This is a genomic window from Micrococcaceae bacterium Sec5.1 (assembly GCA_039636795.1).
GTDB lineage: Bacteria > Actinomycetota > Actinomycetes > Actinomycetales > Micrococcaceae > Arthrobacter.
Map to the genome: position 1 here is coordinate 5,409,441 of CP143430.1, position 17,446 is coordinate 5,426,886.

Below are 17,446 nucleotides of genomic sequence, written 5' to 3' on the forward strand. Positions count from 1 at the left end.
TAAAGGCGATGTCTGAAGCCAAAACTACCCAGTCCGTTCAATCCGGAGAAGCACGTTCCAGCGCCATCATGGCGGCCGGAACGTTGGTTTCCCGGTTCCTTGGCTTCGCCAAAACGTGGATGCTTGGCGCTGCACTCGGCCTGGGTTCAACGGTCAATGACACGTTCATTAATGCGAACAACCTTCCGAACCTGATCTTTCTGTTGGTGGCTGGCGGCGTGTTCAACGCCGTCTTGGTCCCGCAGATCATTAAGGCCAGCAAGGGTGCGGACAGCGGCGCCGATTACATCAGCCGGCTCCTGACCCTGGCTGTTCTGGTGCTGCTGGGGCTGACGGCCCTTGTCACACTGGCCGCGCCCGTCGTTATCGACTTAACGACGCAGGGCTACTCGGAACAGCAGAAGGCCTTGGCTGTCACTTTCGCGTTCTGGTGCCTTCCACAGATCTTCTTCTACGGCCTTTACGCCCTTCTTACACAGGTCCTGAACGCGCATGGCGCCTTTGGCCCGGCCATGTGGGCTCCCATCCTGAACAACGTGGTGGCCATCGCAGGCCTGGGCATGTTCATTTGGATCCTGGGTGCCAACTACACGAATCCCCACACACTCGATAATTGGGGACCAACCCAGACATTCCTGATTGCCGGGTTCTCCACGTTCGGCGTGATCGCCCAAACCGCCATCCTGATGATTCCCGTCATGAGGCTGAAACTGGGCCTGCGGCCACGCTTCGGATGGCGCGGCGTTGGACTGGGCCAGGCAGCCAAGCTGAGCGTATGGACGCTGCTGACTGCCGCCGTCGGACAGTTGGCGTTCCTGTACGTCATGAAAATTGCAACGATTCCCGGCGCCGAACGGCTCCGGCTGGACAATTCAGGCCAGACCACGGCGGCCTCCACTCTCCCAGGTAACGCCGTCCTTGAAGTTGCGAGCCAGCTCTACCTATTGCCGCACTCGATCATCGCCCTGTCGCTGGCCACTGTCCTCTTTAACCGCATGACGCGGGCGTCCCAGGATGGCAACAAGGCCGAACTGCGTGACGCGCTCTCGCATGGACTGCGAACCATGGCAGTCGCAACAGTTTTTGGAGCCCTGGCTCTGTTCGCGCTGGCTGGCCCGCTGGGCATGTTCTTCTCCGGCGGGAAGCCCCACGACGGCGTCATGCTGGCCCAGACGCTCACCATCCTGGCGTTGAGCACGCCGTTTATGAGTGCAAACTTCATGATGTCGCGCGTGTTTTACGCCAACGAGGACGCCCGCACACCCCTCTACGTGCAGCTGTTGCTCGCCGTCGTTTATGTGGTGGGCGCCTTCTTCATCCAGTTCCTTCCCGTAGGCCAGATCATCTATGCGATTGCGGTTCTCTACACCTTGGGCAACATCCTGTCCGTGGTGATCAGCGTCGTGTTCCTGCGCCGCATGCTGGGTCACCTCGATGGTCCGCGAATCGCCAACTCCTACATCCGCATGGGTTACGCGGGCCTTGGTTCGGCGATTGCGGGTGCGCTGGCGCTGTGGCTCCTCGGCGCCTACCGTGCCGACGGTTTCGCGTGGAGCAGCCGGCCGGCCGCCTTGGTGACCGTGGTCGTCGTCGGGCCCGTCATGCTGGTGGCCTACCTGCTCCTGCTTCGCGTCTTCCACGTCACCGAGCTGCGCGATCTCATGCGCCCGCTGATGGGCCGCTTTGGCCGCGGCGCGCCTGCCATGGCAGGGGCCGCTGCTGAACCCACGACGGCGGCACGCGCCACAGTCTCGGATGATACGGGTTTGATTCCTCGCATCTCGGGCGAGTTCGATGCTGCCTCCTTCAGAGCCGGCCCGGCACTCGAACCGGAGCCCGCCGTCGAGGCTCCAGCCAAAACTTCAGACTCTTCTGACACCTCGGGCTCTGAAGAACTGCACACGAACTATCTGCCGGATGAGGACGTACCGAGCACGGCCAAGGGCGGCAGGTTCCACCCGCAGGTCCCGTTGCCGGGCAGGCGAACCTACCAAGGCGATCCTGGCCACAATCCCTACTTTCCCGCCAACGGGGAAGCTGGACAGCACACCAGGCAGAAGCGGAAGAAGTGAACCGGTGCCGTCAACATGGGCGGCGGGCGCCAATCGGCTAGGCTAGAAATGAATACAGGTAGTTGCAAAAGCGGTACCACCGGCTCGCCGGGCGGACCGCGTGCAGGACCCGCAGCTCCCGGACAGCCTAGGAGGAACACGTGTCCCACCCGATCGACGTCGGATCAGTGCTTGGCGGCCGCTATAAGGTCACGGCCACCGTATTGACCTCGCATGACCAAGATCTGGTGCTCGACGGCGTGGACCAGGTCCTCAACCGCCCCGTCAGCATCCTCGTTGCCGGTCCCGGAAACGCCGAGCAGGTAGCACAGAGCGCCCGCGAAGTCGCCACGGGGGAGCGCCCTGGCCATGTCCAGATCCTGGACCTCGGAGTCAGCGACAACACCACGTACCTGATTACCAACCACAGCACCGCGCCGGATCTTCTCGATCTCGTGGTCGCCACGCACCCGCCGTACGTGGAACCGTTCTTCACGGAAACCCTCGGCAGCGAGATCTTCGGCCAGGCCCGCACCTACGAGCCCGAAACTTATGACGGCCTCTACGAAGACGACGAGCACGAAGCCGAGTACATCCAGTACGACGAAAATGGCTACCCCGTCCAATCGGAATCGGATGCTGCCCGCGAAGCGACGGCCACACCCGCCGGTAACGTTCCGCCCATGCCTTCATCCAGCCCGTCGTCGGCCAGGGGTGGTCTCGCCGGGAAGCTCGCTGCTGCTGCGGCTGGCGCCGGGGCAGCAGGAGTTGCTGCCGCTGCCGCTCTGAAGAACGCCGGATCCAAGAACCACGACGCCGGGGCTGCCGCGAATGGAGCTTCCGGTGCTGGCGGTACTCCTGCTGCCGCTGCTAGTACGGAAGCCCAGCCGCGGACGCAGGCTGTACAGTCGCCGTCGTCCGGAGCTTCGCCTGCTACTACACCCGTTGCCCCGGTTCAGCCGCCTACCCAAGCAGTCACTTCGCAGCCTGTGGCTTCACAACCCGTGAACCCGCAGCCCGCACCGACTCGCGAGCCTGCCGGGGAACCAAAGGTTTCCCTCTGGTCTGAGGAGGACTACGGCCTCGCTGCCGGCGGGGCGGCTCAAGCCGCTGGAGGTAGCTCAGATCCTGGTTACGATCGTGCTCCTACCAGCTTCCCGGCGTCGGCCGCTGCCACAGAAGATTACGAAGATGAAGAGGTCTACGAGGACGAAACCCCGGAACGCGAGCCGCGGTCCCTGCGTTGGCTCGTCGGCGGTCTGTTGGCAGCAGTGTTAATCGTTGGACTTGTCCTGGCGGTCACCAACCTGGGAAGCCTCCTGCCCAGCGGCGCTCCGAAGGCATCAGACAAAACAACGACTTCCTCGCAGGCAACGGGCACCGAGTCCGAAAAGCCGACGCCCAGCGAGACCGCTGCTCCAGCAACGCCTCCGGCCATCGATGGCATTACGCGCCTTGGCGATTTCCCCTTCGCTGCATCCTTCGATAAGGACCTTCCCAAAGCATTTGATGGGAACCCGGCCAGTTACTGGTCCGACATGGAGTTCGCTTCCGCCAACTGGGGTGGACTCTCGGGTGAGATGCCCTTGGTCGTGAAGCTCAAGCAGCCCACGGAGGTCAAGTCAGTGGTGCTGAACCAATTGGGCGGCTCGGGTGGAAGCATCAGCGTCTACACCAACGATCGTCCCGCAATGGACGGCGCCAAGCTCGTCGGCACCAACAGCTTCACGTCTCCGGACCTGACAATGCCGCTGGCTGCTCCCACGCAGACCCAGTACGTCATCGTGGTCATCAAGACGCTGCCTAAGCTTGCTGCTCCCAAGACCCAGTTCGGATTTGGTCTGCGCTTGGCCGAGGTCACGGTCCAGTAGTTCCGTTTTCGCCGCGCTTACCCAACTAGGTAGCAGCTGAGCGCGTTTTGAGCCGCCAAAACGACATGTGCTGCCACTTACTTTTTGCATGTTCGCCTTGTGACTGCTGTGGCCACCGGTCATCCGGCGTCCCCGGCTTCGATTCGCCACGCCTCCAGACGGTACCCTGAATGATGGTGGGTTTTAGGCCCTCCAAATCCAACGGAATATTTGGACCGTTGAAGGGGTTGAGTCAGGTGGCTGCCCCGAAAGCCGCAGCATCGACTAAGGAAGAGGTTCACGCCACGTGAGCATTGCAGAAAACAGCGCATCGCAGGTGCGTGACGTCATCATCGTCGGTTCAGGCCCCGCCGGTTACACAGCCGCCGTTTACACCGCCCGCGCCAACATGAAGCCTCTGCTCATTGCCGGCTCCGTCACTGCTGGTGGCGAGTTGATGAACACCACGGACGTCGAAAACTACCCGGGGTTCCCCGACGGCATCATGGGTCCAGATCTCATGGAAAACTTCGAGAAACAGGCAGCCCGCTTCGGCACAGAGATTGTCTTCGAGGATGTCACCGAACTGAATCTCGACGGCGACATCAAGTCGGTCACCATCGGCACGGGGGAGACCTTCCAGGCGAAGGCCATCATCCTGTCCACCGGTTCGGCCTACCGCGAGCTTGGACTTAAGAACGAAAAGCGCTTGTCGGGCCACGGTGTTAGCTGGTGCGCAACCTGCGACGGTTTCTTCTTCAAGGATCAGGACATCGCCGTCATTGGTGGTGGCGACTCCGCCATGGAAGAAGCTCTCTTCCTTACCAAGTTCGCCAAGTCCGTAACGGTGGTCCACCGTCGCGACACCCTCAAGGCTTCCAAGATCATGGGCGACCGCGCCCAGGCGCACGAGAAAATCAACTTCATTTGGAACACTGCTGTTGAGGACGTTCTCGGCGATGACAAGGTCACGGGCCTCAAGCTCAAGAACCTGGTTGACGGTACCGAATCTGAACTCGACGTCACCGGCGTCTTCGTGGCGATCGGCAACGATCCCCGCACGGAACTCGTGAAGGGCAAAGTCGATCTGACCCCCGAAGGAACGATTGCCGTAGAGGGCCGGACTTCCCGTACCAACATCAAGGGTGTGTTCGCCGCAGGCGACGTCATTGATCCCACCTACCGCCAGGCCATCACGGCCTCGGGTTCCGGTTGCGTGGCTGCCCTCGATGTGGAGCACTACCTCGCAGACCTGCATTCCTGAGCTTCACCAGACCAGCAACCATACGAAGGGAAAAGTTATGAGCAACGCTAAAGACGTAACTGACGCAAGCTTCAGCACGGACGTCCTGGCTTCCGAGAAGCCGGTCATCGTGGACTTCTGGGCAGAGTGGTGCGGACCCTGCCGCAAGCTCGGCCCGATCCTCGACGAGATCTCCGTTGAATACGGCGAGAAGGTTGACGTCGTGAAACTCAACGTCGACGACAACCCTGCCATCGCGGCCGAGTACGGCATCACGTCCATTCCGGCTGTGTACCTCTTCAGCGGGGGAGAAGTGAAGAGCACGGTCATCGGCGCCAAGCCAAAGCAGTTCTTCGAAAAGGAATTCGCAGACGTCTTGTCCTAGGTTCTCCTTAGTTAGTCAGTGAAAAGCCGGCGGCTGTCCCTCCTGAAGGAGTGGGAGTCGCCGGTTTTTTGCATTTGGCGAATTTGCACCCCCTAGAGTTTGTTTCTATCGGTGTGATTGCGCCAAAGGCCCTGTGCGTCCGCCGAACTCCTCAATGCGTGCTCTCCTTACCTGGGGTAGGCAAACACGCACCCTCTCTCACATCCCCACCCCTCCCGCCGGATCCTCTCTCAGATCCCCACCCCTCCCGCCGGATCCTCTCTCACATCCCCACCCCTCCCGCCGGATCCTCTCTCAGATCCTGAAGTGCTCTGCAGACAGGGCCGTGGAGAATTTTGGCCTGCCTAGCGATCACCACTGATTGGGCGCCTATCTCGGGCCATGTTCAACCGGATACAGCAAACAGCAGCGCCGGCGCGGTATACGCATACTCGTTCTCAGTCCGCCGGGGAAGTTGCGATCGTTGCAGGGCATCAATCGTGCCGCTCCGACATCATCTGATGCCAATGTCTGGGTTCGCCGAATAGTTTCACCAACACCGATAGGTTTCCGGTGGTAAATTGTCGAACAAGCCCCGACATGACCCTCCGGATCGACAGCATCATTTGGATCTGCAACTTCGCAACCGCCTGACTCTTGATAACACACGGCTCTCAGCCTCAATGCCCTTACCTGTCAGGTCAAGCAACACCCAGGAGTCTCAAGCCGCCTAGTAGGGGACATGCACAGTTCTTTCCCTCTATTCCCCTTCGTGTCGTTCGCTCCGCAGTGGAGGGATGCGGTCAAGATTCCAAGCTCACTAGTTCATGCGGCTCACGTTCTCTGGAGCATCCCGGACGCAAACAGGTGCATTTCTGGTCGCTGAGCTCCTCCGGTCAACGACGGGGCGCTCGAGATGTTTCACGTGAAACGGCTTCGCTTCGGCCCAACTTCGGAGCCTCAAACCACCCGGCGCCGGCTACAAATTCGGACAACACACTGCTGCCCTGCTCACATCGAGGGAGTCTCGCGGTGTTTCACGTGAAACATCTCCGTGCAGTGGTGAAAAATGTTCACCTAGGGAGACAAACACGCTGTGAAGCCAAGGAGAAGGACTGTTGCAGGAAACATAGGCCAGCGACCACTCGGGAGCATCACAAATAGCAATGACGCAGGGGTCGGCAACCGAGGGTACGCTCCACTTGACCTTAGTGAGTTCCCAGCCTTGCTCGTTTGCCCCCTTGCTGCTGTCCCAACCAATGCAATAGACGACTGCGATGACCGGCTTCATGAGAGTACCCGCTTCGAGAATCTGCCACGGAACGACTCAATGCAAGCGCAGCAATCTCTCGCGAACATCGTCTGAGCTGTTGTCCGTTTCAATACGCGTCCCCTGGCGGACCTAGCTAATTGTGCTCCGCCTGTAAGGAACACACCGGAAGCTATCGGCATACGCCTGAGAACGGTCATCACGCTCCAATACGGTCCGCTCTACGGTCCGACCGCCCAATAGTTCACTCCAACCTTGATCATGGATCTTAGGGCAGTGCGAAACGCTCCCTCGACTCGCTAGGCCCTGGAGGAGTCAAAAGAACCCCCTGCCGTCTTCCTGGGGACTAGAACTGGTGTGGAATTCGACTTAAGGTGGAGCGGTATTTCAACGCTCGTGTCCAATGCGCGAATTCCTTCGTCGGAGTTCAATGCGTAACGGGCATTCGACCCCAGGCTGCATTTGGCAGCTGAAGGACACAGCTCGGTGTGGGGCGCGGCTCGACTCGTCTGGCATTGAGAACTACACGATTGTTCCATGGAGCCGGCAGGCGGACCCCAACCTATTCAGAGCAACGAGCTCTCCAGTCTTGGACATCCGTTTCACGTGAAACATCTTGACTGGCACCTGGCAACTCCATTGTTGTCCGAACGGCTCCTGCGCCTATGTGCAAAGAAGGCATTCTGCGTGCAGGTGACACCAGTGAAGCCGTACATACTCCCACACAGCCCAGACGGGGCGGTTGAAACCAAGTGCGGCTCGGGCCCGCGTACGGGACAGTGGGACTTCATTACTGCGGCGCGCAGACGTCCAGGAGTACCGACTCGCGCTTTCCTGAGCCCATGCCCGGCAATAGCAAGAACCTCATCTGGCCTGGCCATGGAAGCATGACCTACAAGTCGAGAGTTCTTCCTGCGACGTGCGTGGGCGGCCAGCTTTCTACTGCGCTCGAGATGACTCCTTCCACCTACCGTCGACGCACCTTGGGAAAATGAAGGAGCGGCAGCTTCGTGGAGAACTTGCCGCCACCGGAATGTCCTATCAACTGTCTAGCCGGGAACCACCCAGCACTCGATCACGCTCGACGGCAAGAGATTGATATCGGAACCCAAGCCTTCCAAGGAAGTGCTCTGCGGGGAAACCCCAGGCGATGCGAATGTTTCACGTGAAACACAGCAGTGGTACTGAGCCACCATGGTAAGTAACCTGACCGTCTCGCTGTACGTTCACAAGATGGATGGGCCCCCTGCAGAAGACTTCTTGGGCGGAAGGCAGTCTACTCCGACAGAAGCCTTGCAATCTCAAGGACGACGCCGCCGACCATACCGTCCGCAAACGCCACTTACGTTAGCGCCGAGTAGGGACGACCACAGGGTGGCCGTTGAGTCGTACACGATGCGCTCCTCGTCCCGACTATTTGGGAAAAGCGTGCAGCAACTTGCAGTACGCTGCTACCGTTGCCCGGCCAGTGATTGCCCCAGAAGGACAGTTAGAAATTTTCGGCGTAGAGCTCGACCCTGTCCCTCAGGACGAAACATCCGATCAAAGAAGCCGGAGTCGGAGTCGAAACCTGGCTCTGACCGGCCCTCAGTACCTTCCTGCATGAACCGCGGTTCACCGGCGAACCTAATACACCGCGGTGACGAGTCCCAGGCGGCGTTGGGCATTGAACATGCTGTTGCCCTTGCGCGGCACTCGACTTCGCAGTTCTGGACTAGACGCTGGCTAATCGAGGGTCACACCAATCTAAGCTTTCCCGGGAAGCCAGCAGTGGCACGCAGACCCGGAGACTGGCTCACGTTATTCACAAAGTTATCCACAGGCTTATCCACCGGCCAGTTGGCCTTCCACATATCGATTCCACAGCTCTTCATAGTGCTGATCTTCGCCTCCCTGATTCATCTCCGTCTGACTACTCCGGATCTGCTGAGGGTCTCCGTGTCGCCTTCGGTTCGCGTACGCGCCAAATTCCCGCAAATCAAAGCCTTTCGGGATCATGTGACATGAAATACACCCCTTTCCCTTGCGGAGCGTTTCACGTGAAACATGCGTCGAAACCTCCAGGAAGGATCGCGGTGCACGCTTCTCCTACTTTGAGCAACTTGGACACTTCCGGAAACGGGCACTCCTCAGCGAGGGGCAGACTTATCCCCAAAGTTATCCACAGGCTTATCCACCGCCCAACTAAGGTGTAGTCCCATGCATCTCGATGTCAGCTTCCGCCCACCGCGTATGCAGTTAACAGTGCATGCTGTTTCACGTGAAACAGACACTGTCTGCCGTTCGTCCTAGACGTGTGTCCGGCATGTCCTTTCAGGAGGCCATCCACAAAGCCGGGTGACTGGTCGGCCGAGCCAGACATCTAGCGAGGTCGGCGATTACCATGACGGAATATCAGGGCAAACGTACAACATCAGATCTATCAGGCAGCCAATGTCAAATCCATTCAATTCCCAACAGACCAGCCGTGATGCCTCGCTCACCCACGAGGTTCAGTGGTATGTGTAACTGCCCCTGGATAGTTGGTGTGGGTGGCGCACCCAGCAAGGGCTGTGGGTCGCACGACGGAACTCATCGCTGCTGAGCGCCAGGATGCGATGACGTCGCTGTCTTCCAACGTGGCACCGCGTCTCAAGGTCGACGGCCACTTGGTACAAGTCGCATGGTCCGCATAGGCCGTTGCCACTGTGTACGAAGAATTTGGGCGTGCGAAGATCTTGGATGGGCGAAAAGCTTAGGTAGTCGATGAGCTCAGATGCACATCGTGACGACCCTCGACACTCAGTGGCTACTGTGGGAAGTTCACGGATTATGGCTGGACAGGCATCTGCGTCGAGGAGCGCAAACGGGGGGAGGCTTCTCCCTGACGAAGCCTAAGACCTCTTGTCCCAGTTGTCCTTCCGGCCACATTGAACATTGGCGTTCTCCTCAGTTCAAGGTCCGCAGAATCGGCGGTCCATCTGCGTCGTCAGTTCGCTGGGCCAAGACGATAAAGGGTGGCGGCAATGCCTCGGCCTGTGTTGTGCCGGCCCCAGGGCGTTGGCAGGAGGGAAAAAGGAGGTCATTTGTGGCGTGGGCGCCAGTGTCGTGAAGACTTCATAGATGTACGCGACAACTGGAACGCCCAGCTCAGACCCCTCGAGCGCGCTACACGAGAACGTTCAGTTTACGATGCTCGAACCGATCGAACACCACCAGACATTGGGACAATGGTCTATCGGACTCAAGATGCCGCCACTAAGCCGTTGCATCTCACGCCGGTCCGTCGCTCCCGTACCCACAACCAACAAGCACCGCTAGGACGTACGTCCGGCCCTGGCATGGCCGGCCCGTTACATAGGCCCGGATCTAGCTCCCACATCCAAAGCCCGACTGACTTCCCTTCCTGGTATGGCGCTCGTTGGAGTGATGGGGAGTACGACGCTTGATGCTCGTCGGCAGACCCTAGTGGGAGTTCGCGCTACACCATCACGAATTACAGGACTGTAATTCGGTCTTTGCCTAGTCGCACTCTCCGTATCCGACAGTCGATGCTCTGCCCCTTCGGCCCAGTTGAGACAACTGGGCGTTTCACGTGAAACAATCGATGTCCCTTCCTTTCGGTCGCGAGGCTGCTACGCACATCGCAGTGTTTCACGTGAAACAAGGACCGGCAACCATGACCAGCGGGCCATGCGGCCCCAAGCGAGGATCGGAAAGAGACCGAACCACGAGACAGGGCTGCAAAATGCCAAAGTAGTGCATTCAGTTGCTCGGAGACATGAGCTCAATCTCATTCCAACGAGCTCCAGACCACGGACCGTATCTACACCTCCGCGCCAGAAGCACGATCGCTCTAGACCTTCTCCCGGTCGTGCCGGGATGGAGGACCCAACGTCCCACGCCACAGTAAAATCGTTTACTTTCCTTTAGCGCGGAGCGGGCTAGTTCAAGAACCTCTTCCCACCAGGAAGAAGTCCAGCCATACAAATCGGAACCAGGCGTAATACGTACCGCGCGGGGCGAAGGCTGTTCGAGGGTATGCGACGTTCCAGTTTCACGTGAAACATCCCTCATCATCAGGCAGTCAGGTGCTGCGGGATGCGGCGTCCTTTCAAAAGCCGCTGGAAAACAGCTTCGGTACCGGCCTCGAATGTTTTGGAGATGTGCCTCCACGCGGATTCCGGCTCCAGTAGCTTGGAGGCCAAAACGAGGCCTTAAACGCTGCTGGTCAATGCGCAGATATGCTCATGAACGGAACCCATCGAACACGGACTCCCTTCTCCGTTGCCGCGCAGGAGCGATTGCGGCTCGTGCGCGGCAGACTTGCCGGAGCAAGAAGAGATGTGTCCTCTTATCCACAACGTCGAACGCTATAAAAAGCCCAGAGAAAAATGGCATCCTGAAGCGTTGGGAATACATAGTTTCACGTGAAACCACGCACTCGGAAGGGCAGCCCGCCTACCGATACCTAACAACTTCGCATTGAGAAGGACAAGGCGCTTCGGAACACAAAGCTCCAGGGCACAAAAATGGGGTCTGCCCACATGGCAAACCCCATTCAGTTGGTCGGGAAAACTAGTCTTCAGAGCCCGGTCCCAAAACATCCATGATGCGGTTGAGATCCTCTACGCTCGCGAATTCGATGCTAACGCGGCCCTTGCGAGCACCCAACGTGATCTTCACGTTCGTATCCAAGCGGTCGGAAAGCGAGGACGCCAGGTAGTCCAGGCGCTCGTGCCTCGCGTTGGGCTTGGGAATAGCACTCTTGGCTGGCGCGGTGGGGTCCTGGTACAGAGCTACGGCTTCTTCAGTGGCCCGGACAGACATACCTTCAGCAACGATCTTCTGTGCAAGACGCTCCATGGCGGCCGCGTCAGGCAACGCCAAGAGAGCACGGGCGTGGCCGGCTGACAAGACACTGGCTGCCACACGGCGCTGCACCAACGGCGGAAGCTTCAAAAGTCGCAGCGTATTGGATACCTGAGGACGGGAGCGACCGATGCGGTCGGCCAGTTGCTCATGGGTAGTTCCGAAGTCTTCCAAGAGCTGCTGGTAGGCGGCTGCCTCTTCCAACGGGTTCAACTGGCTACGGTGCAGGTTCTCCAGCAACGCGTCTCGAAGAAGGTCGTCGTCAGTGGTGTCACGAACGATCGCCGGGATTGTTTCCAGCCCAGCGGCCTGAACTGCACGCCAACGGCGCTCACCCATGACCAGTTCGTACGGTTCTCCACCTTTTTCGGTTGAAGTACGTACAACAATTGGCTGGAGGACACCGATTTCCTTGACGGAGTGCACCAGCTCGGCCATGTCGTCTTCATCGAAGACAGATCGAGGCTGCTTACGGTTGGGATGAATGTCCGTCACCGGTATTTCAGCGAACCTCGCTCCTGGAACCTCAACCAACTCCACCTCGGGCGGAGTAGCTGCAGTGCGAGCAGCAGGGGCGGAAGACGCCGTCGAACTCGTCTCCGCACCACTCGTCTTCACCGAAGCAGACGAAGAGCGCTTTGTAGCTGCCTTGGACGCGGCTGGCTTCGCCTCGCCGGACTGGGATGCTTCCTTCGCAGCGCCAGCACGCGAACCGTCAGATCCACTCGACGTCCCTGACTCGGCCGTAGGTGCAGGAGCCGTAGCATCGGTCACTTCCACCGGCTCCGCTGTCTTACGGGCTTCCGGAAAGAACAGATCCACTGGGCGGGACGGCGCTGCGCCGTTTCCCTGGGCAGCCGCGGGCGAGCTAGGAATGAGAGCCCCAAGACCCCTGCCGAGGCCCCTTCGCTTTTCGCTCATTGATTCATCCCTCCGATGGAATAGCCGAGTGCGGACCCGCCCAGGCTGTTGCAGTGTTTCAAGAATTCTAGCGTTCAGCGATTTCGGCAGCGGCTTCCATGTAGGACAACGCGCCGCTCGATGAAGGATCATAGGTCATGACAGTCTGTTGGTAGCTCGGCGCTTCAGAGATACGTACCGAGCGGGGGACCACGGCGCTCAGAACCTGCTCGGGGAAATGTTGGCGGACCTCAGACGCAACCTGTGCTGCGAGGTTGGTTCGGCCGTCATACATGGTCAGGAGAATAGTCGAAACCACCAGGTCAGCGTTGAGGTGCTTCTGGATCATCTCAATATTCTTCAGGAGTTGGCTCAAGCCCTCCAGGGCGTAGTACTCGCACTGGATGGGAATGAGAACTTCGCTGGCGGCGCAGAATGCATTGACAGTCAACAGACCCAGGCTGGGTGGGCAGTCGATAAAGATGAAGTCCAAACGTCCCTCACCGTTTTTCTCCCGCTCTTTTGAGTAGACGTCTATGGCGCGGCGAAGCCTCTGTTCACGAGCCACCAATGAAACCAACTCGATTTCCGCGCCGGCCAGGTGGATCGTCGCTGGGGCGCAGATGAGGTTGGGAATGTCAGGGCACGGAGCCACTACATCTTTCAGCGGAAGGTCGTTGATCAGGACGTCGTAGATGCTGTCCACATCTGCGTGGTGCTCAATGCCCAAAGCTGTAGAGGCATTTCCCTGGGGATCAATGTCAATGACCAGGACGTTGAGTCCTGCAGATGCCAGAGCAGCGGCAATGTTGACGGTGGTAGTCGTCTTGCCAACGCCACCCTTCTGATTGGAGACCGTGAAAATCCGGGTCCGATCAGGTTTAGGGAGTTCACGTCCAATCAGCCGCTCGCGTCGGCGTGTTTCGTTGGCCAGTTGGCGAGCGATAGGGCTCGAATCATCGATGGAGTCCATCACGTTGTGAACCTCATCCGTCAGCGTTTCACGTGAAACGGCAGCATTATCAACTGAATTCGTTCGCACAATAGCGGATTGAAGTGACGCCGAGGGTGTGGCCATGGCCCGCGCGGACCCCAGGGACATAAAGGGGGGGATCCGTTGCGTGGAGGTTTCGCTACTGCCCACTGGTCACACTCTCACTCTCATTCGGCGCTTGCTGCCGTTCTCTAGCCTAACTGCTCAGCCGCCGACACGCGGGAAACCGGGCGGTGACTAACCCGTCTTTCCGGGCTTGTTGACGATGATCCTCACCACGGTGGTGGGTTCCTCCAAAAGCTCCTGTCCACAAACCACAACGGACGTTTCCACGCCGCCAAGTTTACGGATGACCTTCTTGGCCTTCTCAATTTCTTCGGCAGCGCTGCGACCCTTGATCGCGACAACCTCCCCCTTGCCATTCAGCAGGGGGATAGTAAGCCCAGCCAGGTTGGAAAGAGCGGAAACTGCCCGTGCCGTAACGACGTCCGCATCCACCAATCCCACAGCCAGTTCAGCGCGGGTTCGCATGATGGTCACATTGTCCAGGCCGAGGTCGTCCACGACTTCCTGAAGCCAGATGACTCGACGCTCCAGAGGTTCAATCAGGGTCAGTTCAAGGTCTGGGCGGGCAATTGCAAGGCACAGGCCAGGAAGCCCGGCACCGGATCCGACGTCTGCCACGTGGCTGTCCATGGCAATGGCTGACTCGATGACTGCACAGTTCAGGACGTGGCGGCTCCACAAGCGCGGGACCTCACGAGGACCGATCAGCCCACGTTCAGTTCCGGACGTGGCCAGATGTTCTACATAGCGCTTGGCGAGATCCAGGCGGTCCCCAAAGATCTTCTCTGCTGCCTGCAGTTCAGTTGCCGTAATTTCAACCATGAGCCGCTAGTCAGCCGAGACCACGATGTGGCGGCCAGCGCCCTCGCCCTCGGATTCGGAGACGAATCCGAGATCAGCGACGGCATCGTGAACGATCTTGCGCTCATAGGCGCTCATTGGCTCCAGTGCAACGGTCCCGCCGGATTCCTTGACCTTGGCAACGGCGTCCTCGGCGATCTGCTGAAGTACGCCGGCACGTTCCTTGCGGTAACCGTTGATGTCCAATACCAAGCGGGACCGGCTTTCAGTCGCCGAAAGAACGGACAGACGAGTCAGTTCCTGCAGGGCTTCGAGGACTTCGCCGTCCCGACCTACCAGGCTGTCCAGGGCAGTGGACTCTTCGTCAGTTCCGATGGAGATGTAGGTACGGCCGTTCCGGACCTCAATGTCAATGTCGCCATCAATGTCAGCGATATCAAGAAGTTCCTCGAGGTAGTCGGCAGCAATGTCGCCTTCCTCTTCGAGGCGGCTGGCCGTCTTGGACAGCGACTCTTCCTGCGTGTCGTCCTGCTCCTCAGTCTCGGCGGCAGTTACATCTTCAGTGCTCTCAGCAGACATTACTTCTTCTTCCTGTTCTTACGTTGTGGCTGGACGCGCTGGGCCCTGATTTCGGCCGCAGCGGCAGCCGCGGCAGCCTCGGCGTCGTCGTCGTCCTTCTTCTTGCCACCCAGCAGCGGCGGCAGGCCCTTCGCGGCGCGGCGCTCTTCCAGTGCCCTGGCGGCAGGCGAGCCCGGGGTGGGCATGCGGCGGATAACGAAGAATTGCTGACCCATGGTCCAGAGGTTGGTGGTGGTCCAGTAGATCAGGACACCGATGGGGAAGTTGATACCACCGATACCGAACACGAGCGGCAGGATGTAGAGCATCATCTTCTGCTGGCGCATGAACGGGCTGGCCAAAGCTTCTTCGGACATGTTCTTGGCCATGATCTGCTTCTGCGTGATGAACTGCGAGGCTGTCATGGCGAGGATCATGATGATCGAGAGGGTCCAGACCGCTACTTCCGTGCCAGGTACCCCACCGTGGAGCAACGATGCGGACAGCGGCGCACCAAAGATGCTCGACTGATCGAACTCGATAACCTGTTCGTGGCTCAGCGCACCAATGCCTTCACCAGCGTTCTTGGCAGTCGAAATACCAGACAGCACCTGGAACAGGGCGAAGAAGAACGGCATCTGGATCAGCATGGGCAAACATGCGGAGAACGGGTTGGTGCCGTGCTTCTTGTACAGGGCCATCTGCTCTTGCGCCATGGCCTGGCGGGAGAGCTGATCGGTCTTGCCCTTGTATTTGGTCTGCAGCTTCTTCAAGTCGGGCTGCAGCAGCTGCATGCCGCGCTGCGCCTTGATCTGCTTGACGAAGACGGGAATCAGGGCGGCACGGATCACCAGCACGAGCCCGATGATGGAGAAGGTCCACGTCCAGCCGTTGGCGGCGGGCATGCCAAGGAAGCTCAACCCGTCATGGAAGCCAACCATGATGACTGACACCAGCCACTTGAACGGAAACATGATCGTTCCAAAGAAGTCCATACGATATCCCTATTCGTTAGGCCGCAGTGCGGCCTTCTTCATCAGCCTGAACAACCAGGAACTGGTCCGGGTTGTTCAGTACAACAATTGTGGGCGTCTGGCCATCGGGCCAATGACGATGGCCGGCGGGGACATGGTCCACTCCACCGGCATTCCAAGGATGGCATTTGGCGAGCCTCTTGGCTGCGAGCCAGCTACCCTTTACGGCGCCGTGCACAGTCACCGCTTCCAGGGCATATGCCGAGCAGGACGGAAAGAACCGGCAAACCTGGCCGTACAGGGGCGAGATGACCTTGCGGTATGTCTTCAGCAGGAGAATCAGGATATTTCGGGGCAGGTCCCACATGAACTTGCCAACCGCTGCCAACAGGCTCCCATGGGGAATCTTGCCAGCGGGGTCACCAAAACCAGAGGGGTCGCCTGAGGAAGGAACGACGGCGGTGCTTATGTCATGCACGCGGTGTCCCTTCCCTTGTGGTGCCGTTGTGGTCTGGCGAAGCGCTGCGTGGAACGGATCCACCCAGTCGCTTCGTCGTCACTGCCAATGCGGCGTTGTAGTCCGAGAGCAGTTGCTCCCAGCTGGCAGATGCAGCTGCGGGCAACGCCCGGACCACGACCGCCAGGCCCGTTCCATGCGTGTGCAAGGACAGTGCGCCTGCTTCTCTCAGTCTCCTCTTAACGAGGTTCCTGGTCACGGCGTTCCCGACGGCTTTGGAGACAATGAAGCCGATTCGACTCGGCTCCGCGGCCCCGATAGGGGCCGTATATAACACTAAGTTCCGGCGTCCATTGCGGACGCCGGAACGTACAGTTGTTGAAAAGTCGGTAGACGTCCGCAGACGGTTAGGGGTGGCTAGCACCGTCGAACCCGCAAAAAGACCCTTACCGACAAGTCAGTTATTTACGCCGACAGTTCGACGCGGCCCTTGCCGCGACGTGCAGCCAGGATGGCGCGGCCGGCACGGGTGCGCATACGAAGGCGGAAGCCGTGCTTCTTGGCCCGACGGCGGTTATTCGGCTGAAAAGTCCGCTTGCTCACGTTAGTTACTCCAGTGGATCAAAGGTGCGCCCACCCGATCAAAAGGGGAAGAACTGGCCGACGCTAAGTTTTGTATGTGCCTGCCGCCGTTGCCTGCCGCACGATAAACGTACGTCGATGCAACTGATCACAAAAGCGGACACAAAGGACTTCACAACGTTAGGGCAAAAAGGCACCCCCAGTCAAACCGGGAGCCATTCCTGCAGCTATCCACAGCTGTGCCAAAGGATGCTGCACAGCCTGTGGATGAAGTGGCTCACAAGGCCGAAATCAGAACCACAACGGTGTAATTATCCACAAGCAACTTCCCAGCTATCTTCTAGCGATTCCATCCCCTAGAGTGGCTCAGTAGCCCATTGTCCACCCGCTGTGCATAACTCTGTGGATTAACCCCGGAAACATCGCCAGTCGGAGACACTTCGGCTGCCAGCGACGCCGGCAAGCAAGTATTTAGGAACTGATTG

General features: G+C 59.1%; 12 protein-coding genes. 4 read left to right on the forward strand and 8 right to left on the reverse strand.

What is annotated here, in order from left to right:
• The first annotated feature begins 8 nt into the window (after nucleotides 1–8).
• From murJ to trxA, 4 genes are all read left to right on the forward strand, one after another.
• Nucleotides 9–2,072, forward strand: coding sequence for a murein biosynthesis integral membrane protein MurJ (gene murJ / locus VUN82_24930; protein ID XAS72274.1), 2,064 nt, complete (start codon nucleotides 9–11; stop codon nucleotides 2,070–2,072).
• Between the two features lie 140 nt (nucleotides 2,073–2,212).
• On the forward strand, nucleotides 2,213–3,922 hold the full coding sequence (locus VUN82_24935; protein ID XAS72275.1) for an ABC transporter substrate-binding protein: 1,710 nt from the start codon (nucleotides 2,213–2,215) through the stop codon (nucleotides 3,920–3,922).
• Nucleotides 3,923–4,208: 286 nt separating this feature from the next.
• A complete protein-coding gene (gene trxB / locus VUN82_24940) occupies nucleotides 4,209–5,165 on the forward strand; it encodes a thioredoxin-disulfide reductase (protein ID XAS72276.1) in 957 nt (318 codons plus the stop codon).
• Nucleotides 5,166–5,202: 37 nt separating this feature from the next.
• Nucleotides 5,203–5,529 carry a thioredoxin gene (gene trxA / locus VUN82_24945; GenBank protein XAS72277.1) on the forward strand — a complete coding sequence of 109 codons (327 nt, stop codon included), beginning with the start codon at nucleotides 5,203–5,205 and terminating at the stop codon, nucleotides 5,527–5,529.
• A 5,806-nt stretch (nucleotides 5,530–11,335) separates the two neighbouring features.
• Here trxA and VUN82_24950 read toward each other — a convergent pair.
• The 8 genes from VUN82_24950 to rpmH form a co-directional block, all read right to left on the reverse strand.
• A complete protein-coding gene (locus VUN82_24950; protein ID XAS72278.1) occupies nucleotides 11,336–12,550 on the reverse strand; it encodes a ParB/RepB/Spo0J family partition protein in 1,215 nt (404 codons plus the stop codon).
• A gap of 67 nt (nucleotides 12,551–12,617) precedes the next feature.
• The gene (locus tag VUN82_24955; GenBank protein XAS72279.1) at nucleotides 12,618–13,673 is read right to left on the reverse strand and encodes a ParA family protein; all 1,056 of its coding nucleotides are present in this window, start codon (nucleotides 13,671–13,673) and stop codon (nucleotides 12,618–12,620) included.
• 87 nt (nucleotides 13,674–13,760) lie between these two features.
• Complete coding sequence (rsmG, locus tag VUN82_24960) at nucleotides 13,761–14,411, reverse strand: 16S rRNA (guanine(527)-N(7))-methyltransferase RsmG (protein XAS72280.1); 651 nt, start codon at nucleotides 14,409–14,411, stop codon at nucleotides 13,761–13,763.
• A 6-nt stretch (nucleotides 14,412–14,417) separates the two neighbouring features.
• Nucleotides 14,418–14,969: a R3H domain-containing nucleic acid-binding protein gene (locus VUN82_24965; GenBank protein ID XAS72281.1), complete on the reverse strand. Its 552-nt coding sequence runs from the start codon at nucleotides 14,967–14,969 to the stop codon at nucleotides 14,418–14,420.
• Nucleotides 14,969–15,943, reverse strand: a complete 975-nt coding sequence (yidC, locus tag VUN82_24970) for a membrane protein insertase YidC (GenBank protein ID XAS72282.1) — start codon at nucleotides 15,941–15,943, stop codon at nucleotides 14,969–14,971. Before yidC ends, VUN82_24965 begins: the two co-directional genes overlap by 1 nt.
• Before the next feature lie 16 nt (nucleotides 15,944–15,959).
• Complete coding sequence (gene yidD, locus VUN82_24975; GenBank protein XAS74789.1) at nucleotides 15,960–16,289, reverse strand: membrane protein insertion efficiency factor YidD; 330 nt, start codon at nucleotides 16,287–16,289, stop codon at nucleotides 15,960–15,962.
• 103 nt (nucleotides 16,290–16,392) lie between these two features.
• A complete protein-coding gene (rnpA, locus tag VUN82_24980; GenBank protein ID XAS72283.1) occupies nucleotides 16,393–16,803 on the reverse strand; it encodes a ribonuclease P protein component in 411 nt (136 codons plus the stop codon).
• Nucleotides 16,804–16,844: 41 nt separating this feature from the next.
• Entirely contained in the window at nucleotides 16,845–16,982 is a 138-nt protein-coding gene (rpmH, locus tag VUN82_24985; GenBank protein ID XAS72284.1) for a 50S ribosomal protein L34, read from the reverse strand.
• Nucleotides 16,983–17,446 lie beyond the last annotated feature (464 nt).